This window comes from Pseudomonas sp. Z8(2022), assembly GCF_025837155.1.
Classification (GTDB): domain Bacteria; phylum Pseudomonadota; class Gammaproteobacteria; order Pseudomonadales; family Pseudomonadaceae; genus Aquipseudomonas.
This window is the reverse complement of record NZ_CP107549.1, coordinates 3,208,633-3,229,544: the sequence shown is the minus strand read 5'-3', so window position 1 is coordinate 3,229,544 and position 20,912 is coordinate 3,208,633. Positions and strand designations below refer to the sequence as shown.

General features: G+C 62.4%; 21 protein-coding genes and 1 pseudogene. 10 read left to right on the top strand and 12 right to left on the bottom strand.

Features of this window, described 5'->3' with window-relative positions:
* Positions 1 to 18: 18 nt before the first annotated feature.
* On the bottom strand, positions 19 to 2,412 hold the full coding sequence (lon, locus tag OEG79_RS15440) for an endopeptidase La (RefSeq protein ID WP_264145850.1): 2,394 nt from the start codon (positions 2,410 to 2,412) through the stop codon (positions 19 to 21).
* Between the two features lie 61 nt (positions 2,413 to 2,473).
* Positions 2,474 to 3,178 carry a hypothetical protein gene (locus OEG79_RS15435; protein WP_264145849.1) on the bottom strand — a complete coding sequence of 235 codons (705 nt, stop codon included), beginning with the start codon at positions 3,176 to 3,178 and terminating at the stop codon, positions 2,474 to 2,476.
* 243 nt (positions 3,179 to 3,421) lie between these two features.
* On the opposite strand from OEG79_RS15435, the gene OEG79_RS15430 reads away from it, so the two are divergent.
* Complete coding sequence (locus OEG79_RS15430; protein ID WP_143506048.1) at positions 3,422 to 4,171, top strand: helix-turn-helix domain-containing protein; 750 nt, start codon at positions 3,422 to 3,424, stop codon at positions 4,169 to 4,171.
* Between the two features lie 126 nt (positions 4,172 to 4,297).
* Here the strand turns inward: OEG79_RS15430 and lpcA are convergent, their stop codons facing one another.
* The 6 genes from lpcA to minC all read right to left on the bottom strand — a co-directional run bounded on the left by lpcA (position 4,298) and on the right by minC (position 9,122).
* Positions 4,298 to 4,885: a D-sedoheptulose 7-phosphate isomerase gene (gene lpcA / locus OEG79_RS15425; RefSeq protein ID WP_264145848.1), complete on the bottom strand. Its 588-nt coding sequence runs from the start codon at positions 4,883 to 4,885 to the stop codon at positions 4,298 to 4,300.
* A gap of 8 nt (positions 4,886 to 4,893) precedes the next feature.
* The gene (locus OEG79_RS15420; RefSeq protein WP_264145847.1) at positions 4,894 to 6,183 is read right to left on the bottom strand and encodes a M18 family aminopeptidase; all 1,290 of its coding nucleotides are present in this window, start codon (positions 6,181 to 6,183) and stop codon (positions 4,894 to 4,896) included.
* A gap of 137 nt (positions 6,184 to 6,320) precedes the next feature.
* On the bottom strand, positions 6,321 to 6,956 hold the full coding sequence (locus OEG79_RS15415; protein ID WP_264145846.1) for an RluA family pseudouridine synthase: 636 nt from the start codon (positions 6,954 to 6,956) through the stop codon (positions 6,321 to 6,323).
* Between the two features lie 268 nt (positions 6,957 to 7,224).
* Entirely contained in the window at positions 7,225 to 7,479 is a 255-nt protein-coding gene (minE, locus tag OEG79_RS15410; RefSeq protein ID WP_069517044.1) for a cell division topological specificity factor MinE, read from the bottom strand.
* Positions 7,476 to 8,291: a septum site-determining protein MinD gene (minD, locus tag OEG79_RS15405; protein WP_013714406.1), complete on the bottom strand. Its 816-nt coding sequence runs from the start codon at positions 8,289 to 8,291 to the stop codon at positions 7,476 to 7,478. The genes minE and minD overlap by 4 nt, the downstream gene beginning before the upstream one ends.
* A gap of 102 nt (positions 8,292 to 8,393) precedes the next feature.
* The gene (gene minC, locus OEG79_RS15400; protein ID WP_264145845.1) at positions 8,394 to 9,122 is read right to left on the bottom strand and encodes a septum site-determining protein MinC; all 729 of its coding nucleotides are present in this window, start codon (positions 9,120 to 9,122) and stop codon (positions 8,394 to 8,396) included.
* 203 nt (positions 9,123 to 9,325) lie between these two features.
* Here minC and OEG79_RS15395 point away from each other — a divergent pair, with 203 nt between their 5' ends.
* A complete protein-coding gene (locus OEG79_RS15395; protein WP_264145844.1) occupies positions 9,326 to 10,258 on the top strand; it encodes a lipid A biosynthesis lauroyl acyltransferase in 933 nt (310 codons plus the stop codon).
* A gap of 36 nt (positions 10,259 to 10,294) precedes the next feature.
* Positions 10,295 to 11,476: a patatin-like phospholipase family protein gene (locus OEG79_RS15390; RefSeq protein WP_264145843.1), complete on the top strand. Its 1,182-nt coding sequence runs from the start codon at positions 10,295 to 10,297 to the stop codon at positions 11,474 to 11,476.
* A gap of 6 nt (positions 11,477 to 11,482) precedes the next feature.
* Here the strand turns inward: OEG79_RS15390 and OEG79_RS15385 are convergent, their stop codons facing one another.
* The 4 genes from OEG79_RS15385 to OEG79_RS15370 all read right to left on the bottom strand — a co-directional run bounded on the left by OEG79_RS15385 (position 11,483) and on the right by OEG79_RS15370 (position 14,879).
* Positions 11,483 to 12,337 (bottom strand): pirin family protein, encoded by an 855-nt coding sequence (locus OEG79_RS15385; RefSeq protein ID WP_264145842.1) that lies wholly within the window; start codon positions 12,335 to 12,337, stop codon positions 11,483 to 11,485.
* Between the two features lie 107 nt (positions 12,338 to 12,444).
* Positions 12,445 to 13,215 (bottom strand): VacJ family lipoprotein, encoded by a 771-nt coding sequence (locus tag OEG79_RS15380; protein ID WP_413247513.1) that lies wholly within the window; start codon positions 13,213 to 13,215, stop codon positions 12,445 to 12,447.
* The gene (locus OEG79_RS15375; protein WP_264145840.1) at positions 13,208 to 14,506 is read right to left on the bottom strand and encodes a serine/threonine protein kinase; all 1,299 of its coding nucleotides are present in this window, start codon (positions 14,504 to 14,506) and stop codon (positions 13,208 to 13,210) included. Before OEG79_RS15375 ends, OEG79_RS15380 begins: the two co-directional genes overlap by 8 nt.
* A gap of 148 nt (positions 14,507 to 14,654) precedes the next feature.
* The gene (locus OEG79_RS15370) at positions 14,655 to 14,879 is read right to left on the bottom strand and encodes a DUF2061 domain-containing protein (protein WP_264145839.1); all 225 of its coding nucleotides are present in this window, start codon (positions 14,877 to 14,879) and stop codon (positions 14,655 to 14,657) included.
* 153 nt (positions 14,880 to 15,032) lie between these two features.
* On the opposite strand from OEG79_RS15370, the pseudogene OEG79_RS15365 reads away from it, so the two are divergent.
* The 7 genes and pseudogenes from OEG79_RS15365 (at position 15,033) to OEG79_RS15335 (ending at position 20,889) form a co-directional block, all read left to right on the top strand.
* A pseudogene (locus tag OEG79_RS15365) lies at positions 15,033 to 15,397 on the top strand (DUF2784 domain-containing protein).
* Between the two features lie 99 nt (positions 15,398 to 15,496).
* Positions 15,497 to 16,309 (top strand): SDR family oxidoreductase, encoded by an 813-nt coding sequence (locus OEG79_RS15360; RefSeq protein WP_264145838.1) that lies wholly within the window; start codon positions 15,497 to 15,499, stop codon positions 16,307 to 16,309.
* A 100-nt stretch (positions 16,310 to 16,409) separates the two neighbouring features.
* Complete coding sequence (locus tag OEG79_RS15355) at positions 16,410 to 17,573, top strand: CynX/NimT family MFS transporter (protein WP_264145837.1); 1,164 nt, start codon at positions 16,410 to 16,412, stop codon at positions 17,571 to 17,573.
* A gap of 74 nt (positions 17,574 to 17,647) precedes the next feature.
* On the top strand, positions 17,648 to 18,076 hold the full coding sequence (locus tag OEG79_RS15350; protein ID WP_264145836.1) for a hypothetical protein: 429 nt from the start codon (positions 17,648 to 17,650) through the stop codon (positions 18,074 to 18,076).
* A 9-nt stretch (positions 18,077 to 18,085) separates the two neighbouring features.
* Positions 18,086 to 18,412, top strand: a complete 327-nt coding sequence (locus OEG79_RS15345) for a YnfA family protein (RefSeq protein WP_264145835.1) — start codon at positions 18,086 to 18,088, stop codon at positions 18,410 to 18,412.
* A 158-nt stretch (positions 18,413 to 18,570) separates the two neighbouring features.
* Positions 18,571 to 19,875, top strand: coding sequence for an OprO/OprP family phosphate-selective porin (locus tag OEG79_RS15340; protein WP_264145834.1), 1,305 nt, complete (start codon positions 18,571 to 18,573; stop codon positions 19,873 to 19,875).
* Between the two features lie 84 nt (positions 19,876 to 19,959).
* Positions 19,960 to 20,889 carry a ParB/Srx family N-terminal domain-containing protein gene (locus OEG79_RS15335; protein WP_264145833.1) on the top strand — a complete coding sequence of 310 codons (930 nt, stop codon included), beginning with the start codon at positions 19,960 to 19,962 and terminating at the stop codon, positions 20,887 to 20,889.
* Positions 20,890 to 20,912 lie beyond the last annotated feature (23 nt).

Here is a 20,912-nt window from a genome sequence, read left to right as displayed (position 1 = left end):
GCGTTGCACGCGCCTCGGTCAGTCGAACAGCACCCTGGCCACGTCGGCGTAGCGCCTGGCGAAGTGCACCGTCATGCCCTCCTTGAGGTACTCCGGCAGTTCTTCGTAACTGCCGCGGTTGGCCTCCGGCAGGATCAGCTCGTGAATCTTCTGCCGGCGCGCCGCGATCACCTTTTCGCGCACGCCGCCGATCGGCAGTACCTGGCCGGTGAGGGTCAGCTCGCCGGTCATGGCTACGCCTTTCTTCGGTGCCTGGTTGCGCGCCAGGGAAAGTAGCGCGCTGGCCATGGTGATGCCGGCGCTGGGGCCGTCCTTGGGCGTGGCCCCTTCCGGCACGTGCAGGTGGACGAAGGCCTGGTCGAAGAAGGTCGGATCGCCGCCGAACTGCTTGAGGTGCGAGCTGATGTAGCTGTAGGCGATCTCGGCCGATTCCTTCATCACCTCGCCGAGCTGGCCGGTGAGCTTGAAGCCGCGATTGAGCGTATGGATGCGCGTTGCTTCGATCGGCAGGGTGGCACCGCCCATGCTGGTCCAGGCCAGGCCGGTGATCACCCCGGTACCGGCCAGCACCCGCTCGTTGCGGAACACCGGCATGCCGAGGGCTTCCTCCAGATCCTTGGCGCCGATGCGAATCTTCGACTCGGGATCTTCCAGCAGCCTGACCACCGCCTTGCGTACCAGCTTGCCCAGTTGTTTCTCCAGCTGGCGCACGCCGGCCTCGCGGGCATAGCCTTCGATCACCGCGCGCAGCGCCGCATCGCTGATGGACAGGCGCGCCTTCGGCACGCCGGCCTTCTCCAGTTGCTTGGGCCACAGGTGGCGCTTGGCGATGGCCAGCTTTTCCTCGGTGATGTAGCCGGACAGGCGGATCACCTCCATGCGGTCGAGCAGCGGCCCGGGGATCGAATCCAGGGTATTGGCGGTGCAGACGAACAGCACCTTGGACAGATCCAGGCGCAGGTCCAGGTAGTGGTCGAGGAACTCGACGTTCTGCTCCGGATCGAGGGTTTCCAGCAGCGCCGAGGCGGGATCGCCCTGGTAGCTGGTGCCCATCTTGTCGATCTCGTCGAGCATGATCACCGGGTTCATCACCTCGGCTTCCTTCAGTGCCTGCACCAGCTTGCCGGGCATGGCGCCGATGTAGGTGCGGCGATGGCCCTTGATCTCTGCCTCGTCACGCATACCGCCCACGGAAAAGCGGTAGAACGGACGGCCGAGGGATTCGGCGATGGACTTGCCGATGCTGGTCTTGCCCACGCCGGGCGGGCCGACCAGCAGCACGATGGAGCCGGCGATCTCGCCCTTGAAGGCGCCGACCGCGAGGAATTCGATGATGCGCTGCTTGATGTCGTCCATGCCGGCGTGGTGCTTGTCCAGCACCTTGCGCGCACGGCCCAGATCGAGCTTGTCCTGACCGTGGATGCCCCACGGCAGGGCAGTTGCCCAGTCCAGATAATTGCGCGTGACGGCGTACTCCGGCGAGCCGGTTTCCAGGATCGACAGCTTGTTCAGCTCCTCGTCGATGCGCTTTTGCGCGGGCGCCGGCAGCGTCTTGCCTTCGAGGCGGGCGAGGAACTCTTCGCGATCGGCACTCTTGTCGTCCTTGCTGATGCCCAGTTCCTGCTGGATCAGCTTGAGCTGCTCCTTGAGGAAGAACTCGCGCTGGCGTTCGCCGATCTGCTTGTTCACCTCGGCGGACAGCTCTTTCTGCAGGCGGCCGACCTCGACCTCCTTGCGCAGCAGCGGCAGCACCTTCTCCATGCGCTTGAGCATGGGCACGGTGTCCAGCACATCCTGCAATTCGCGGCCCGAAGCGGTGGTCAGGGCGGCGGCGAAGTCGGTGAGCGGCGACGGCTCGTTGGGACTGAAGCGGTTCAGATAGTTCTTCAGCTCCTCGCTGTACAGCGGGTTGAGCGGCAGCAGTTCCTTGATCGCATTGATCAGAGCCATGCCGTAGGCCTTGACCTCGTCACGCGGGTCGGCAGGTGCCTGCGGGTAGTCCACCTCGGCCAGGTACGGGCCACGGCGGCTGAGCCAGCCGCGGATGCGCACACGGGTCAGGCCCTGGGCGACGAACTGCAGCTTCCCTCCTTCCTCGCTGACATGGTGCACGCGCACCAGGGTGCCGTGTTCGGGCAGGCTGTCGAGGTCGAACTCGCCATTCTCGTCGGGCGGAGTGTCGACATAGAACACCGCCAGGCATTTGTGCTCGGTATTTTCCACGCGCTTGAGCGTGCGCCCCCAGGGATGCTCGTTGACGATCACCGGCAGTACCTGCGCCGGGAAGAACGGGCGGTTGTTGATGGGGATGACGTAGAGCTTGTCCGGCAGACGCTGCGCAGGCAGAACCAGGCCAGTGGTGGACTGGACGTTATCTTCGACAGCTTCGGAGTGGATGTCCTGATCGTTCATGGAGCACCTTTGCTTGCACGTTGGTTGCTACATGGGGCGATCCCGGGATTTTTTCAATGTGTCAGTCGATGCTCTGACGAATGTCCTGCAGGCGCTGTTCGATCAGGGGCGTGAGCAGGGCAAAGCATTCGCCGGGAGTGAGGCTGATACGCGCCGACTCGATCAGGTCGCTCTGCAGGCGTTCGAGCAGGGCGAGCAGGTGCGGATCCTGTTCCTGGTCGAGCAGCCGGTTGCAGAGAAAGCGCAGTTGCATCTGCAAACCGGGCGGGCAGCGTTCGTAGTTGGCCGCGCGTACGGTCAGACCGCGCAGCCTGGCAAGGTCTTCAAGCGAGCGGCAGGACTCGCCAAGACCACGAACGCCAGGGTGGTGATGGTGACGGTAGAGGCGATCTTCGAACTGTTCGATCACGCCCAGCAATGCCTCGATCAGCCTGCAATGCGCATCGAAGTCGGCTGGGTTGCGGCGTAGCCGTGGCCAGTGCTGCTGCAGTGGCGGCAGTTGCAGGTCGGTGTCGGACCAGCCAAGCCAGAGCTCGTCGAGTTGGTGCGCCAGCGCGTTGCGCTGGGCTACACCTTCGGCGTCCTGTTGCGCGCCCAGGCCGCGGTGTTTCTGCAATGCCTGAAGCAGGTCGAGGCAGCGCCGCACGATATCGGCGTCCGCCTGTTTGCCGGCGTGGTCACGACGCCTTCGCACGCGTCGCAACAGACCATAGGCCAGTGCCAGCAACGGGGCCAGCAGGAGGAGAATCAGCGTTGCGTCACTCATTGGGGCTCGCTTGTTGTACCGATTGCATGTTCGAAGCAACTCTCCTGCCAGTTGCCGCAACTGTGGAGTATGGCCTGGTAAACGCTTGGTAAGTGCACGTTAATGGAGCCTGATGGTATGCAGTGGTGCGTTTTCTCTTTCAGGTTGCTATAGGTGCAACCGTCTCGCTGATGGGTGGTTGCGGCGTTTTCCCTCTGAAAGGAGTAAAGTGCAACCCTTGTCTCGTGCCGCCAGTCTTATGCGATGTTGCAAGCCCGTGTGATTCGCCTGGATGAACAGGCCCATGAACATGCCCACGATCATCATCAGTTGGTGATGTCCCTGATCGGGCGCGCCGAATTCGAAGTCGGCGGCCGCGGCGGGGAGGTCTGTCGCATGCGCGCCTGTCTGGTGCCGGGCGACGCCGCTCACCAGTTCGCCGGCATGGGCGACAACCGCATGCTGATTCTGGATCTGGACGAGCAGGACACCCCCAGTGAAGACCTGGAGCTGCTCCATCGTCTGTTCGAAACACCTCGCTATCCCGCCCTCGATGTCGATTTTCAGCACCTTCTGACCTATGCCGGCGCCGAACTGGAACGCTATGGCAGCGACCCGATCCTCGCACGTTCTCTTGGTGGCGTCCTGCTGCGGGCCTTGCACCTGCGCCTGTTCGGCGAGCAGCGCAGGCAGCCGCAAGGGACACTGGATCTGCAACGCCTGAACGACTACATAGCCGAACATCTGGCCCGGCGGATCAGTGTCGCCGAACTGGCTCAGGAGATGTGCCTGAGCCCCAGCCACTTTCATGCCCTGTTCAAGGACAGTGTCGGCCTGACCCCGCATCAGTACCTGCTCAAGACCCGTCTCGACCGCGCTGCGCGAATGCTGCGTGAGAGCAATCTGCCGCTGGTACGCATCGCCGAGGAATGTGGCTTTTCCAGCCAGAGCGCCTTGACCACGGCGATGCGCCGTTACATGGGGCTGACCCCGAAGCGCCTGCGCGCCGCCTGAGCGGTGGGGCGCCGTGCGCAGCGCCATCACCTCCCACTGCGTGCTCCATGCGTGGCGCCCCAAGCCGGTACTCTCCATCGCAGGCAGGCGTCCTGATGCCTCCGTCAGCCTGCGAGCGGCAATGCCTCAGGCGTAGTTCTGCGGGCTGAGCTTGCGTTCGATCAGTTCGATCAGGATGTGCAGGGTCTTGATATGCAGCTCCTGCACGCGGTCGGCGAAGTCGCCACCCGGTGCGCAGACGCACACATCGGCCAGGCTTTCCAGCAGCGAGCCGGGCTTGCCGGTCAGGGCGATCACCTTCACCCCCAGCGCCTTGGCGGCTTCAGCGGCCTTGACCACGTTGGGGCTCTTGCCGCTGGTGCTGATGGCGATCAGTACGTCACCTTCGCGGCCATGGGATTCGATATAGCGCGAGAAGATGTAGTCGTAACCGAAGTCATTGGCCACGCAGCTGATATGGCTGGGGTCGCTGATCGATACGGCGGCGATGCCGGGACGGTTCTTGCGGTAGCGCCCGGTCAGTTCCTCGGCGAAGTGCATGGCGTCGCACATCGAACCGCCGTTGCCGCATGAGAAGGCCTTGCCCTTGTTTTCGAAACTCTCGACCAGCAGCTCGGCGGCCTTCTGGATATTGCCCAGGGTCTGTTCGTTGGCGAGGAAGGCTTCCAGCGCGCGCTGGGCTTCCTGCAGGCTGTTGCGGATATGTTCGATCATCTCGGGCCTCAAGGCAGGTCGCTGCTGGAATAGAAGGCGGTCAGCACTTTCACCAGGTGATCCAGGTCATGGCTGCCAGCCAGTTCGCGGATCGAGTGCATGGCGAAGGTGGGCAGGCCGATATCGACCGTGCGCACGCCGAGCTGGCTGGCGGTGATCGGGCCGATGGTAGAGCCGCAGCCCATGTCGCTGCGCACCACGAAGCTCTGTACCGGCACTTCGTTCTCCAGGCACAGGTGGCGGAAGAAGCCGGCGGTCTCACTGTTGGTGGCGTAGCGCTGGTTGCTGTTGATCTTGATCACCGGGCCGGCGTTGAGCTTGGGCCCGTGATTGCCGTCGTGCTTGTCGGCATAGTTGGGGTGCACGCCATGGGCGTTGTCAGCCGATACCAGCAGCGAGCGCTGAATGGTGCGGACGAAGTCGTCGCCATCCGGCAGCACGCGACGCAGTACCTGCTCGAGGAAGGGGCCATCGGCGCCACAGGCAGAGCAGGAACCCACTTCTTCGTGGTCGGTGCAGACCAGCACGCAGGTTTCCTCGTCGTCCGAGTCGATCAGTGCCTGCAGGCCGGCGTAGCAGGACAGCAGGTTGTCCAGGCGCGCGCTGGCGATGAAATCCTGGTTGAGGCCGACTATGGCGGCGCTCTGGGTATCGTAGAAGCTCAGCTCGTAGTCGAGCACGGCGTCCGGGTTGAAGTCGTGCTCCATGGCCAGCTGTTCGGCGAGCAGCGCGCGGAAATCTGCGGTTTCGCTGCTGGCGAGCTGGGCCAGGATCGGCGGCAGCTCGTTCTGCGGGTTGATCGCCCAACCCTGGTTGGCGTCACGGTTGAGGTGAATGGCCAGGCTGGGAATCACCGCGATGGGCTGGTAAAAGTCGATCAGCTGGCTCTCGACCTTGCCGTCACGGCGGTAGGTCACGCGGCCAGCCAGCGACAGGTCACGGTCGAACCAGGGGGCGAGCAGGGCGCCGCCGTAGACTTCCACTCCGAGCTGGAAATAGCCCTGGCGCTGCAGTTCCGGGCTCGGCTTGACGCGCAGGCAGGGACTGTCGGTATGTGCGCCCACCAGGCGGATGCCACCGTCGATGGCCGGGCGCTTGCCCAGTTTGAAGGCGATGATCGAGGAGTCGTTGCGGGTCACGTAGTAGCGGCCACCGGCTTCGGTATGCCAGGGTGCGCGCTCGTCGAGATGACGATAACCGGCGGCTTCCAGGCGCATGGCCAGGCTGGTGGTGGCGTGGAAGGGGGTCGGCGAGGCGTTGAGAAAATCGAGCAGGCCTTGGATCAGTTCTTCGCGCATAGGGACTCCGGGCAACGATGGCGCGAGTTTAACCAATTTGTGTCGCGCTGTGCCGGCGACGCACTCGTTTGGGGCGATAGTTGGCGTCTATCCGACGTTCAAGGTGCGCATGCGCGCACCGCTCAGGTTGCCGCAGTTCAGAATGGCGCCCGGCACTCGAAGCGCATGCGCTCGCCGGTTAGCGGATGGGTCAGGGCGAGCATGCTGGCATGCAGGCACAGGCGCTCATGGGCGGCCAGGGCCTTTTCGTGGGCGTAGAGGCGATCGCCCAGCAGCGGGTGACCGATGGACAACATATGCACGCGCAACTGGTGCGAGCGGCCGGTAATGGGCGTGAGTTCGACCCGGCACCAGTCGCCGCAGCGCTCGACGATGCGCCAGTGGGTCAGGGCGTGCTTGCCCAGCTCATGGTCGACGACGTGGCGTGGCTTGGTCGGCGGGTCATAGCGCAGTGGCAGGTCGATGCTGCCGCTGTCGGCCTGCGGCTGGCCCCAGCACAGTGCGGTGTAGGCTTTCTCGGTCTCGCGGTCGTGGAACTGGCGCGACAGCTCGCGGTGGCTGTCGGCATCGCGGGCCAGAGCGATAATGCCGGAGGTTTCCCAGTCCAGCCGATGAACGATGCGCGCCTCGGGATAGCCGTTCTCCTGTAGACGGGTAACCAGGCAATCCTTGTTGTCATCGGCACGGCCCGGCACCGACAGCAGCAGGGTGGGCTTGTTGATCACCAGCAGGGCGGCGTCCTGGTGGAGAATTTCGATCTGGCTTAGCGGCATGGGGCGTTCTGGTTGGATTGGGCGATAAAAGCGAATGGCGGCCGTAAGGCCGCCATTCGCATGATCCAGTTAAAAATCTATCTCGGGCGCTGCGAGCTAGAGCCATGCAAGGCAAAAACAGGCGAGGAAGCGGAGTGTACTTTTGTACATGAGCATTACTCGCTTCGCTCGCCCTTCGGGCCGCGCTGAAGCGCGTTAGCCGCAAGCGGCTTGCCGAGCCTGCTTTTAACGCAGCAGGGCCGACGCGCAGCAAGTCCAGATAGATTTTTCAACGATCCGGCAGGGTAATGTTCAACTCCAGAATCGAGCAACTGCCCTGGTTCTCCAGAGCGACCTGAACCTGATCCGAGTCGATGTTGACGTACTTGCGGATCACCTCGACCAACTCCTGCTGCAAAGCCGGCAGGTAGTCCGGCTGGCTGCGCTGGCCACGTTCGTGGGCAACGATGATCTGCAGGCGCTCCTTGGCGATGGATGCGGTGGTTTCCTTCTTGCGTGAACGCAAGAAGTCAAAAATATTCATTCTCGACCTCCAAACAGGCGTTGCAGGAATCCCTGCTTCTTCACATCCAGGAAGCGGTGCGGCACGTCCTTGCCGAGCAGACGATCGACTGCGTCGCTGTAGGCCTGGCCGGCGTCACTCTGGTCATCGAGGATGACCGGGATACCCTGGTTGGAAGCCTTGAGCACGGCCTGGGATTCGGGGATCACGCCGAGCAGGCGGATGGCGAGGATTTCCTCGACGTCTTCGACGCCGAGCATTTCGCCCTTGGTGACGCGCTCGGGGTTGTAACGGGTCAGCAGCAGGTGTTCCTTGATCGGATCTTCGCCTTTTTCGGCGCGGCGCGATTTGCTCGCCAGCAGGCCGAGCATGCGGTCGGAGTCACGTACCGAGGACACCTCCGGATTGGTCACGACGATGGCCTCGTCGGCGAAGTACATCGCCAGGTGCGCGCCTTTCTCGATACCGGCCGGCGAGTCGCAGACCACGTATTCGAAGTTCTGCGACAGTTCGTTGATCACCTTCTCGACGCCTTCCAGCGTCAGGGCGTCCTTGTCGCGGGTCTGGCTGGCGGCCAGCACGTAAAGGTTCTCGAGACGCTTGTCCTTGATCAGGGCCTGAGTCAGGGTGGCTTCGCCGTTGACGACGTTGACGAAGTCGTACACCACGCGGCGTTCGCAGCCCATGATCAGGTCGAGGTTACGCAGGCCGACGTCGAAGTCGACGATGACGGTCTTGTGCCCGCGCAGGGCGAGGCCGGTACCGATGGCAGCGCTGGTGGTGGTTTTACCGACGCCACCCTTGCCGGAAGTGACTACGAGGATCTTGGCCAAGGTGATTCACCCCAAAAAATGAAGATAACGCGGGAATCCGTCGGCCAATCGAGGCTTCCAGATGCCCTTTTTGTGTCCGTAAAAAAGTGGCCGCAGTATCCGTTAAAGGCGGGTGATGTTCAACACGTCACCCGACAGGCTGACATGCACCGCATCGCCCCACAGCGGGTTGCGGCGCAGGTCTTCGGCGACCTTGTAATGGCCGGCGATCGACAACATTTCGGCGCCCATTTGCTGACAGAAAATCCGTGCCTTGGTGTTGCCCTTGATACCAGCCAGGGCGCGGCCACGCATGGGCGCGTAAACATGGATGTTGCCATCGGCGAGAAGTTCCGCCCCGGCACTGACCGGCGCCAGCACGATCAGGTCGCCGCCCTGGGCGTAGACCTGCTGGCCACCGCGTATCGGGGTGGTGACGATGCGGCTGGGCTTGTGTTCGGGCTCGGCGGGCTTTTCTTCGACTTTTCTGGGCGCCGGATCGATGAGGCGCTCGCGCGCACCGGACGGCGGCAGTACCGGCAGGTCCATGGCTTCGGCAGCGGCGACGTCGCTGTCACGCGAGGCACGGATGGCCAGGGTGCGCAGGCCATGACGGCGGCACACAGCCATCAGTTCGGCCAGGTCCAGTTCGCCTTCACCCTCGGGCAGCTTGTCCAGGGCCAGTACCAGTGGGGTATTGCTGAAGAAGGCCGGGGCCTGGGCGACCTTCTCCTGCAGTTGTGCGTCGAGGCGTTCGAGATCGTTGTGTGCCAGTTCCATCACGGTGATGGCGAGCATGCTGCCCTTGAGCTGGAATACGGGGTCTTGGGCGAGGAGGTCGGCTTGGCTCATGGTGATGCGATGGGCCTTCTGGCGAGTCGAAAGATGCCCGGACTTATAACGGCATAGCCGGCGTGCCGCAAGCCGCGTGCGACAGCGATGCAGGCTTGTCTGTCGATTTGCTCACGTGACTCGCGTTGCCGACAGCGATGCCTCCGAGCCGGTCAGGAAACTGGGTTAGAATGCGCGGCTTTGCCAGTGATCGGAAACGTCTCATGGATCGCCCACGCTTTCGCGCCTATTTTCTTCATCCGCGCTTCTGGCCACTGTGGCTGGGGCTCGGGTTGCTGTGGCTGGTGGTGCAGCTGCCCTACGGCCTGCAACTGAAACTGGGACGTGCGCTGGGCTGGTTTATGTACCGCACAGCCAGCACGCGCCGGCAGGTCGCTGCACGCAATCTGGAACTGTGCTTCCCCGGCAAGAGCGCAGCCGAGCGTGAACACCTGCTCAAGGAGAACTTCGCCTCCACCGGCATCGCCTTTTTCGAGATGGCCATGAGCTGGTGGTGGCCCAGGGCACGCCTGGCGCAGCTGGCGCAGGTCGAGGGCCTCGAGCATCTGCAGCAGGCGCTGGCCGAAGGCCAGGGTGTGATCCTCATGGCTGTGCACTTCACCACGCTGGAGATCGGCGCCGCGTTGCTCGGTCAGCTGCACACCATCGACGGCATGTACCGCGAGCACGATAACCCGCTGTTCGACTACATCCAGCGACGTGGCCGCGAGCGCCACAATCTCGACGCCACTGCCATCGAGCGAGAGGACATCCGCGCCATGCTCAAGGTGCTGCGTGCCGGCCGCGCCATCTGGTATGCGCCGGATCAGGACTACGGCCGCAAGCAGAGCATCTTCGTGCCGCTGTTCGGCATCCAGGCCGCAACCGTGACTGCCACCACCAAGTTCGCCCGCCTGGGCAAGGCGCGCGTGGTGCCGTTCACCCAGCAGCGTCTGGCTGACGGCAGCGGTTATCGCCTGGTGATTCACCCGCCGCTCGAAGGCTTCCCCGGTGAGAGCGAAGAGGCCGATTGCCTGCGCATCAATCAGTGGATCGAGCAGGTGGTCAGTGCCTGTCCCGAGCAGTATCTGTGGGCTCACCGGCGTTTCAAGACGCGCCCGGAGGGCGAGCCGAAGCTGTACGGTAAGCGCAAGTAGCGCTCCTATACTCAACAAAAAATCAGGATTGGTGCGATGACAGCAGCTGCCCACCTCCATGAGCCCGTCACCGGGCTGATTCTCTCCGGTGGTGGGGCGCGGGCGGCCTATCAGGTGGGGGTGCTGGCGGCCATTGCCGACCTGCTGCCGGATTCTTCGCACAATCCCTTTCCGGTGATCGTGGGCACCTCGGCCGGGGCGATCAATGCCGTTGGCCTGGCCTGTGGCGCGCTGCAGTTCGGCGAGGCGGTGCGCCGTCTGACCACCGTCTGGCAGGGCTTTCACACCCACATGGTGTACCGCAGTGACTGGCCCGGTGTAGTACGTCAGGCGGCACGTTTTGTCGGTCACAGCCTGCTCGGTCTGGGGCGCGATGTGCCGGTGGCGCTGCTTGACAGCTCACCGCTGCGTGAGCTGCTGGAGCGCGAACTGGATTTCTCCGGCATCGCTGCGGCGGTGCGGCAGCGTCAGCTGCGTGCAGTCGCGGTGACGGCCTTCGGCTACGAAAGCGGCCAGGCCGTGACCTTCTATCAGGGACGCGCCAGCATTGATCCCTGGTTCCGCCATCGCCGCGTGGGTGTGCCGACTCGCCTGCAACTGCACCATCTGCTCGCCAGCGCGGCGATTCCGCTGATCTTTCCGCCGGTCAAGATCAACCGCGAATACTTCGGTGACGGCGCGGTGCGCCAGGCGGCGCCAATCAGCCCGGCACTGCATCTGGGCGCCAGCCGCGTGCTGGTTATTGGCGTCAGCGGCAATGCCAACCTCGAAACCAGTGCCGAGCTGCCACGGGTGGCGAGCACGCGGCCGCCGAGCCTGGCGCAGATCGGCGGACACATGCTCAACAGCACCTTCATCGACAACCTGGAGACGGACATCGAGCTGCTCGAGCGCCTCAATCAGATGAGCGCACTGGTGCCGCCGGACCGACGTCCGCGTGGTCTGGGACTGAATCCGGTGGAAGTGCTGGTGATCGCGCCGAGTCAGCCGCTGGACCAGATCGCAGCCCGCCATCAGCGTGAGCTGCCCAGGGTGCTGCGTCTGTTCCTGCGTGGCCCGGGGGCGACCAAGGCGGGCGGGGCGGGCGTGCTCAGCTACCTGCTGTTCGAGCCCGGTTACTGCAGTGAGTTGATCGAGCTGGGCTATCAGGATGCAATGGCGCGCAAGGCCGACCTCTGCCGCTTTCTCGGCTTGACCGAGGTCGTCCAGTCCGCCTGATGCAGATCAGGCCAGCACGCCGTCGCGAAAATCGCGCAAGGCCTGCTCGATTTCCTCGCGGCTGTTCATCACGAACGGCCCGTATTGCACGATGGGCTCGTTCAGCGGCGTGCCGGCGATCAGCAGGGCCCGTGCACCATGGGCGCTGGCCAGGTGCAGTTCGCCTTCATCGGACAGGCGTATCAGACGCCCGGCGCTGACCGCCTGAGCGCTGCCTCCTGGCAGCTCCAGCAGACCTTCATAGACGTAGAGCATGACCCGCTGACCATCAACCAGGCGGGGTGAGACCCGGCTGCCCGCCGGCAGATGCAGATCGAACAGCTGCGGCTGGGTGTGCGGGCGCTGTACCGCGCCGGCCTGGCGGATCTCTCCGTCGTCGAACTCGCCGGCAATGACCACCACTTCGACGCCGGACGCCGTGCTGATGCGCGGAATGTCCGTGGCGGGAATATCGCGATAACCCGCCTCGCCCAGCTTGTCCCTGGCCGGCAGGTTGAGCCATAGCTGGAAGCCGCGCATGGCGCCTGATTCCTGCTCGGGCATTTCGCTGTGGATGATGCCGCGTGCGGCCGTCATCCATTGCACGCCGCCGCTGCCGAGCAGACCGACGTTGCCCAGATGATCCTCATGGCGCATGCGCCCTTCGAGCATGTAGGTGACGGTCTCGAAGCCGCGATGCGGATGCGGCGGGAAGCCGGCGATGTAGTCGTCGGGATTGTCGGTGGAGAATTCGTCGAGCATCAGGAACGGATCGAAACGTTCCAGGCCCGGCCCGCCAATCACGCGGTTCAGGCGCACACCGGCGCCGTCGGAGGCTGGTTGGCCAGGCTGGATGCTGATGACGCGGCGTTGCGAAGTCATGGCGGCTCCTTGATAGAGGGGGATGACGCCATGCTATTCGCATCGAATAGATAATTGGGTGGAAAATTCACCGCTAACGCATCGATATATTCGATGCGTTAGCCGGGTCAATCAGCGATCTTCAGTTTGCGCGACTCATGATAGAAGTAGCGCAGCTTCTCGTACTCGAACGGTGAATTGAGCTGGCCATAGCGGAAGCCGGTATTGGCGCGAGTATCGATGGCTTGCAGAACCGGGATGCCGGGGTTGCTGCGGCTGGCGTCGGCCACGTCGAGATAGTTGACTGCATTCTCCAGGCTGTAATCCGCTACCAGGCCACCCGTGTCGCGCAGGTTCGACGGGCCGAGCAGCGGCAGCATCAGGTACGGGCCGGCAGGCACGCCGTAGTGGCCCAGCGTCTGGCCGAAGTCTTCGGTCAGGCGCGGCAGGCCCATTTTCGTCGCCGGGTCCCAGATGCCGCCGATCCCGAAAATGGTGTTGAACAGCAATCGCGCAGTGCTGTTCGCCGCCCGCTTGCCCTTGAGCTGCAGGACGCTGTTGGCCAGCGTGGGAATTTCGCCGAGGTTGTTGAAGAAGTTGTGCACACCGCTTTGCACCAGACTCGGCGTGACGTAGCGGTAACCGTCGACCACGGGCAGGAACACCCACTGATCGAAGCGGTAATTGAAGTGGTAGACGCGGCGGTTCCAGGCCTCCAGCGGGTCATAGACCTGCAGGGCATCGTTGGAGGCACGCTCGAACTCCTGCTGGTCCAGGCCCGGGTTGAACTGCAGGTGTTGCAACGGGTTGGTGAAACCGTCGGCATCGGTCTGATGCTCGGCCAGTGCCTGCCCGCTGGCCAGCAGCAGGGCGATGATCAGGGTGCTGTGCTTAACCACGGAAGAACTCCAGCATGGCGTCTGCATTGACGCGATAGTCGAGGTTGCCGCAGTGCCCACCGCGCGGGTAAAGGGTCAGGCGGTCGCCAAAGGTACGGCGCAGGAAGCCGATGTCACCCTGGCCGAGAATCAGGTCGTCGGCGTTGTGCATCACGGCGACCTTGTCGCTGCCCTTGAGGTAGTCCTCCAGTGCATACAGGCTGCTCTTTTCGATCAGCTGGTTGAGGCTGCCACCGTCATACCGGGCGCGCCACCAGGGCATCAGTTGTTCGGCGATGTAACAGTCGAAGTCGCAGCGCAGAGCCATCTGGAAGAAGGGCGTGAGGCTGGTGCTCTCGGTGATTCGGTAGTCGCGCGGGGTGATCAGGCCGCGGCGGTTGAGCAGGTCCGAGGTAAAGACAATGTCGGCGGAGGAGAAGCGGAACGAGGTGCCGATCAGCATCGCCATCTGCTCGTCCGACAGCCGCTCGGTGGACCGCTGGAAGTCATAGAGAATGGCGTCGTTGATATCCAGAGCACCCTTGTCGTTGAAGTAGCGGGTCAGCTTGGCCAGTACCAGATCGTAGAAGTTGGTGCTGTTGTCGATGCCCTGCACCCTGGTTTGAACCAGCTTGTCGAGATTGCTGATCGACGTGTAGAGATTGACCGGCGGATTGAGCAGCAACACGCGCTTGAAGTCGAAGGCGCGACGGGTTTCGTCGATCTGGCTGACGAAGGCGGCATGCAGCGCGCCGAGGCTGTAACCGGTCAGGAGGTATTCGCTGACTTGCAGTTTCGGGTGCTGGGCCCGTACCGCCTGCATGGCGCGATATAGGTCGTCGGCATCTTCCGGACTGTAGCCCGGGGTGGCGAAACGCGAGGCGGCGGCCATAAAGTCATAGCTGGTCGGCGATGACAACTGCACGACATGGAAACCCGCACCATAGAACAGCTCCTTCAGGTACTCGGTGGTGCTGCTGGCGTAGTGCGCACCGGTGCCGGCGATGATGAAGATCAGCGGCGCTCGACCTTTCTGCTCGGCCAGTCGGTAGCGCAGCTTGGTCACCGGCCAGAAGTTGTCCAGCAACTCGAATTCGCGATCAGGACGCACACGCACCGAGTAGTCGCGCTGCCTGATGTCTTCGTCAGCCGGCAGCTCCGGGCGCAGCTGGGGTGGCGTGGCGGTAATGGTCGCCTCGAATGGGTTGGCCAGCGGATAGCCATAGCTTTCGGCATCCACATCAGCCGCCATCAAGGAGGCACAGAAGGCCAGGCCACCGAGCAAGGCGGTGAGTCGGGCAAGGCTGAGCATGTGCTAAGTCCCTTTTGATAAGAGAACGTCTGGATTGAATCGCTGCCTTATGACAGCAGCAAGCGAGGCAAAGTGCCAGACGATCATGCCTTATCGCAGGATACTTGGGGGGCTGTCGCCTGCAGTTGTGCGCGGAGGGCGGGTTTGCTCAGGCGTGGTGGTGCAGCCAGGCGTGTTTCGGACGTTCCGGCGCCGGGCGACGATTGCGCTCGAAATGCTGCCAGATCTTCTCGTGGAAATAGAAACCCACCGAATTGCACAAGGGTTCGATGGCTGCCACCAGGCTGCTGGCTGCAATGCTGCCGGTCAGGACGTAGGTGACACCGAAAGCGATGCAGAAGTGCATGATGGTGAAGGTCAGTGTCTTGAGCATGATGCACCTCGTTGAGAATCATTTCGCTATGGATAAAAGTATCCCCGCGCGCCCCTCACGGGAAATGCGGCTTCTGCATGGTTTTGATAGCGGCACTCAATCAGCTTGTATCTGGCTGGTGTTTTTTTCTATGGATCTGCTCAGGGGGAAATGATGTTCTGGCGAATCGCCGCCGATGCGCTGGTACTGCTGCATTTGCGCTTCATCCTGTTCGTGCTGCTCGGTGGCTTGCTGCTGTTGCGCTGGCCGCGCTTGCTCTGCCTGCACCTGCCAGCCGTGGTCTGGGGATCGTGGTGGAGTGCCTGCACCTGGGGTGCCCGCTGACACCCTGGGAAAATCATCTGCGCAGGATGGCCGGGCAGGCGGGATATGAAGGCGGTTTCATCGAGCATTATCTGATTCCGCTGATCTACCCGGCGGGGCTCACACCGCAGATTCAGCTCTGGCTGGGGAGCATCGTCTTGCTGGTCAACCTGAGCGTTTATGCCTGGCGGCGGCACAGTAAGGGGCGGGCATGATTTTCCCTGCCTATTCATGAGCCTGATGAAGGAGTGGAGGCTTTATTTCCTTCGTTACACTGGCAGCCACCGCAACCAAACACTGAAGGCAGGGCTGCTATGCAAAACCGCATGATGATCACTGGCGCGGGCTCCGGCCTGGGACGCGAAATTGCCCTGCGTTGGGCGCGCGAAGGCTGGCGGTTGGCCCTGGCCGACGTCAACGAAGCCGGTCTGGCGGAAACCCTGAAGCTGGTTCGCGAAGCGGGCGGTGACGGTTTCACCCGTCGCTGCGACGTGCGTGACTACAGCCAGCTGACCGCCCTGGCGCAGGCCTGTGAAGAGCAGTTCGGCGGTATCGATGTCATCGTCAACAACGCTGGCGTCGCCTCCGGTGGCTTCTTCAGCGAACTGTCGCTGGAGGACTGGGACTGGCAGATCTCGATCAACCTGATGGGCGTGGTCAAGGGCTGCAAGGCCTTCCTGCCGCTGCTGGAGAAGAGCAAGGGCAAGATCGTCAACATCGCCTCCATGGCCGCGCTGATGCAGGGGCCGGGCATGAGCAACTACAACGTGGCCAAGGCCGGCGTGGTGGCCTTGTCGGAAAGCCTGCTGGTGGAGTTGCGTCAGCTGGAGATCGGCGTGCATGTGGTCTGCCCGTCCTTCTTCCAGACCAACCTGCTGGACTCCTTCCGCGGTCCGACTCCGGCGATGAAGGCTCAGGTAGGCAAGTTGCTGGAAAGCTCGCCGATCAGTGCGGCGGATATCGCCAGCTACATCCACGACGAAATGGCCAGGGGCAGTTTCATGATTCTGCCGCATGAAATGGGTCGCATGGCCTGGGCGCTGAAGCAGAAGAACCCGCAGGCGCTGTACGACGAGATGGCCAGCATGGCCGAGAAAATGCGCGGCAAGGTCAGGTCCGCGAACTGACCGAAAGGTCAGTTTTTCATGCCGGCAGGCTTGCCTGACTCGACCGTCAGGGGTAGGGTTTCCGCCCCGGCCTGCCTGCCGTAATGACCATGGAATACCTGTGAAACCAGTCCCTCGGGCTCTACTGCTAGTGGCCCTGATGTTGGCGGCGATCAATCTGCGCCCCGGCATTACATCCCTCGCACCGCTGATCGAGCGCATTGCCGCCGAGCTGTCGTTGAGCCGCAGTTTCATTAGCCTGACCACTGCGCTGCCGGTACTGTGCATGGGCTTGCTGGCCCCCTTGGCGCCACGTCTGGCCATGCGCTGGGGGCTCGAACGCACCATCGTGCTCTGCCTCGGTTTGATCGGCCTGGCGCTGTTGGCGCGTCTGGCTGCGCACCAGAGTGGGGTGCTGATCGGCAGTGCCATCGCGCTGGGGGCTGCCATCGCGGTTGCCGGACCTTTGCTGTCGGGCTTCATCAAACGCCACTTCGCCAGCCAGATGGGCCAGGTGGTGGGCTGGTACTCGCTGGGTATGACCATCGGCGGCGCCGGCGGTGCGGTGCTCACCGCACCGGCCACGGCACTGTTCGGCGATGCCTGGCATCTGGGGCTTGCCGTCTGGGCCATACCGGCATTGCTTGGGGTAATGCTCTGGTTGTGGCTGCCCAATCAGGCCGGTGCTGCCGAAGGGCAGGAAAGTGGTGGTCTGCCCTGGCGGCAGCCGCGTGCCTGGCTGATCAGCTGCTTCTTTGCCCTTCAGGCGGGTCTGTTCTATGCCATTGCCACCTGGGCCGTGGCGCGCTACCACGAAGCCGGGCTGAGCATGCTGCGCAGCAACTCGCTGCTCAGTCTGTCCATGCTCATGGGCCTGCCAAGCTCCTTCCTGCTGCCCTGGCTGGTGCAGCGTTACAACGCCCGTTATTCACTGCTGCTGGCTTGCGGGGCAATCACCTGTGGTTGTCTGGCAATGGTCACCTTCGTGCCGCGCTTCGTTCCCGAATTGTGGGCGCTGATCCTGGGATTTTCGCTGGGTGGATCCTTCGCCCTGTCGCTGGTGCTGCCCTTGTACGAAGCCGGTTCGCCGCTGGCCGTGAGTCGCTGGACCGCAATGATGCTGTTCACCGGCTACTGCATTGGCTGCCTGACGCCGATTCTGACCGGCCTGGCCCGCGATCTTTCCGGCAGTTACCGCCTGCCGTTTGCGGTGCTGACCGGGTTGGCCCTGCTGATGACGCTGGTGGCCTGGCTGCTGGGGCGAGGCCGCAGTCAGACTCGTTGAAGAATTCGCACCAGTTCCTTTCTTGCCCTGGCGTGCTGTGTTAGAAGGCATTCTGCTTTTTCAGGAGTGCCAGTGTGGAGTCCGAATCCATCGTTTATGGCTGCATCCGCGACTGGCCCTCGGATGACCCCGAGCAGCGTCGCCTGCGCCGTGAAACCAATCATTGCGTGCTCGCCGAGCTGCCGTCGGGCGATCTCTGGCCCTTTCTCGGTCGCGAGATGTTTTCGTTCTGCGAGTTGCCGGGGGCGGGCCTCTACCAGACCCAGGTAATCCACTTCGGTGCCAGCTATGGCGCGGTGGAGTATGAGTGGAACCTGTGGATCGAAGCCTTCGAGACGTTACTCAAGCGCCTCTACTGGGCCAGTGCCGTGGTGCACCTGGAAACCGAGCTCAATGGCATGCATACCTTCCGCTGGGAGTCCGACAGCGGCTTTCACAGCCCGCAGGAGGGCGCGCTGCGTGTGCGCTGCGCCTGGGAACGTGAAGGTGCCCTGCGTGGCTAGGGCGCCAGCATGAGCAATTATTTGTGGTTTCTGCTGGCGGCGCTGTTCGAGATCGCCGGCTGTTACGCATTCTGGATGTGGTTGCGGCTCGATCGCAGCGCCTGGTGGATAGCGCCCGGGCTGTTGAGTCCCGCGCTCTTCGCTCTGATTCTGACCTGGGTCGAGGCATCCTTCGCTGGCCGTGCCTATGCCGCCTATGGTGGCGTTTACATCGTCGCTTCGCTGGCCTGGCTGGCGCTGATAGAAAAGACCTGGCCGATGCTCAGCGACTGGCTGGAGGGGGCAGCACTCTGCCTGGCAGGTGCCCTGTTGATCCCCCGCCTGCATTCCTCCTGATGGCTTATAAGCAGTAGAAGTAAAAAAGTTCCGCTGTAATCAAATCTTTATCTATCGGCAACTGCTCTGAAATAACCCCTCGCCAAGATTCCTCCGGCACGAACGAGCCACTCGCTCGGGTGTTTTCAACACTAAAAGTCCAACAGGGGAATTTCTCGATGATCCGTAAGCACTTCGCCGGTTTCGCAGCCAGCGCTCTGGCTCTGGCCGTTTCCGCCCAGGCTTTCGCCGGTACCGTCACCACCGACGGCGCCGACCTCGTGATCAAGACCAAAGGTGGCCTGGAAGTCGCCACCACCGACAAGGCCTTCAGCTTCAAGCTGAGCGGCAAGCTGCAGTGGGACGCCACCCAGTTCGATGGCCTGATGGCTGCCGATCAGAACAAGCCGTTCGACGATACCTTCAATACCTTCATCCGCCGCGGTGAGTTCGGTCTGGAAGGTACTGCCTACAGTGATTGGGACTGGGGCCTGCGCCTGAGCTACGACGAAGGTGACGACACCAGCGTCGACCGCGCCTTCATCGCCTACACCGGTCTGGATATCGGTACCTTTACCGTGGGGCGTTTTGGCGTCGACTACGGTCTGGAGAACACCACCAGCTCCTCCTGGATCACTGCCATCGAGCGCCCGTTCATGTACGACTTCCTGAACGGTGACGAAGACACCCAGTTCGGGGTGAACTTCAAGCACTCCGGCGACAACTACGGCCTGATGGCTCAGGTTGCCACCTACGAGGGCGACAACAACTACAAGGGCGATGACAACGATGAGCTGTACGGCTACACCCTGCGCGCCCACTGGGCGCCATACCTGAATGGTACCGATGTCATTCACCTCGCCGCCAACTACCACAACAGCGAGTCCGACGATAACCGTGCGCGTGCGCGTACCCGGATGGGCATTCGCAGCGACAACGATTTTCGTCTGACCTTCGGCGACGTGCGCGTGGCTGACAAGGATGTCGAGTGGGTACTGGAGTCCGGCGCTCAGTTCGGTGCATTCCGTGCTCAGGCCGAATACTTCCAGCGCCAGATCAGCGGTGAGACTCTGGCCGGCGCCAAATCCGACGTCGACCTCAGCGGTTACTACGCCCAGGTTTCCTACATGTTCAACGGCGTACGCCAGTACAAGGCTGCCGATGGCAAGTGGGACAAGCCGGACAACATGAAAGGCTCCTGGGAAATCTTTGCCCGCTACGAGAGCTCCACCATCGACTCCGATGCCGGAGCCATTCCGGGCAACCTGGGACTGGCCGGCATCGTCGCCGATGACGTCAATGACGAGTTCCAGACCAAGGCCATGGTTGTGGGCGTGAACTACTTCGTTACGCCGGCAGTACGCACCAGCCTGAACTACATCGACTATCAGGTGGACAACATCAACACCGCCAACCAGGTCGGCGGCAAGAGCGTGCAGGACGACGGCAAGGCCATCGTAGGTCGCCTGCAGTACGTCTTCTAAGCGACACCTTCATCCGTTGCTCCTGATTGAGCCCCGCCACTGGTGGGGCTTTTTTATCGCCAAGCCCTTTTAAAGGTGTTTTCGATGCGTCAAATCCCCCTTTTTTTTATTTCAGTCAGCTTGAGCTCGGCCATCCTGGCTCAGGACTACAGCGCAGCCAAACCCGGCCAGTTGCTTCAGGTGCCACTGCAGGCCTTGCATCCGACTCAGGCTGCAGTCGGTTATGACCAGATCTACTACAAGCTCGGCCGCTTCGCGCAGGAGCGCAACAAGCTGTTCGACGAATATTGCGAGGTCAATGGGCAAGGTGAGAGTACCAAGGTGCCGAGTGACGCCGACCTGCACCAGCCCGAGAGCTTCGCCTGCCAGGACGAGGTTGGTACTCGGAGCAGCGAAATGAAGACCGTGGTCGTCGGGCCCGAGGGCAAGCTGTTCCTCACCGATGGTCATCACACCTTCACCGTGTTGGTGGAACACCCCAAGGGGGGCGAAAATCTGAACATGTGGGTACGGGTGACCGATAACTTCAGTGACAGTCCGGACATGGCCAGCTTCTGGCAGCGTATGAATTTGGCGCGCAAGGTCTGGTTAAAGGATGGCAATGGCCAGGTTATCGAGCCTCTGCAGATACCGAGTCAACTCGGCCTGCAGAATCTGGTCGACGATCCTTATCGCGCATTGGTGTACTTCACCCGAGAGGTCGGTTACGACAAGCCGCGTTCCGGTAATGTAGCCCCGGAATTTCTGGAATTTTATTGGGGTAACTGGCTACGCTCGGTGATGCCGCTGGACAGATATGACCTGAGCGACCGCGGCGATTACCGTGATGCTGTCGAAGCTGCGGCGAAGAAGATGGTGGCACTCGCATCTGAGGATGAGGTTGGTGACAGTGGCTTCACGGCTCGTGAGTTGGGAGGCTACTCGTCGATCGACCGCAAGGAGCTGAACAAGGTTGCTGGCCGCAAGCTGAACTACGCCACCAGCTACAAGAAGGCGCTGGCCGAGAAAGGTTGATGGCTACTATCGAAAAGCCCGGC

Coding starts and splice junctions, on each gene's coding strand:
- lon (WP_264145850.1), bottom strand. CDS start 2,412: ATGAACGATCAGGACATCCACTCCGAAGCTGTCGAAGATAACGTCCAG.
- OEG79_RS15435 (WP_264145849.1), bottom strand. CDS start 3,178: ATGAGTGACGCAACGCTGATTCTCCTCCTGCTGGCCCCGTTGCTGGCA.
- OEG79_RS15430 (WP_143506048.1), top strand. CDS start 3,422: ATGTTGCAAGCCCGTGTGATTCGCCTGGATGAACAGGCCCATGAACAT.
- lpcA (WP_264145848.1), bottom strand. CDS start 4,885: ATGATCGAACATATCCGCAACAGCCTGCAGGAAGCCCAGCGCGCGCTG.
- OEG79_RS15420 (WP_264145847.1), bottom strand. CDS start 6,183: ATGCGCGAAGAACTGATCCAAGGCCTGCTCGATTTTCTCAACGCCTCG.
- OEG79_RS15415 (WP_264145846.1), bottom strand. CDS start 6,956: ATGCCGCTAAGCCAGATCGAAATTCTCCACCAGGACGCCGCCCTGCTG.
- minE (WP_069517044.1), bottom strand. CDS start 7,479: ATGAATATTTTTGACTTCTTGCGTTCACGCAAGAAGGAAACCACCGCA.
- minC (WP_264145845.1), bottom strand. CDS start 9,122: ATGAGCCAAGCCGACCTCCTCGCCCAAGACCCCGTATTCCAGCTCAAG.
- OEG79_RS15395 (WP_264145844.1), top strand. CDS start 9,326: ATGGATCGCCCACGCTTTCGCGCCTATTTTCTTCATCCGCGCTTCTGG.
- OEG79_RS15390 (WP_264145843.1), top strand. CDS start 10,295: ATGACAGCAGCTGCCCACCTCCATGAGCCCGTCACCGGGCTGATTCTC.
- OEG79_RS15385 (WP_264145842.1), bottom strand. CDS start 12,337: ATGACTTCGCAACGCCGCGTCATCAGCATCCAGCCTGGCCAACCAGCC.
- OEG79_RS15375 (WP_264145840.1), bottom strand. CDS start 14,506: ATGCTCAGCCTTGCCCGACTCACCGCCTTGCTCGGTGGCCTGGCCTTC.
- OEG79_RS15370 (WP_264145839.1), bottom strand. CDS start 14,879: ATGCTCAAGACACTGACCTTCACCATCATGCACTTCTGCATCGCTTTC.
- OEG79_RS15360 (WP_264145838.1), top strand. CDS start 15,497: ATGCAAAACCGCATGATGATCACTGGCGCGGGCTCCGGCCTGGGACGC.
- OEG79_RS15345 (WP_264145835.1), top strand. CDS start 18,086: ATGAGCAATTATTTGTGGTTTCTGCTGGCGGCGCTGTTCGAGATCGCC.
- OEG79_RS15340 (WP_264145834.1), top strand. CDS start 18,571: ATGATCCGTAAGCACTTCGCCGGTTTCGCAGCCAGCGCTCTGGCTCTG.
- OEG79_RS15335 (WP_264145833.1), top strand. CDS start 19,960: ATGCGTCAAATCCCCCTTTTTTTTATTTCAGTCAGCTTGAGCTCGGCC.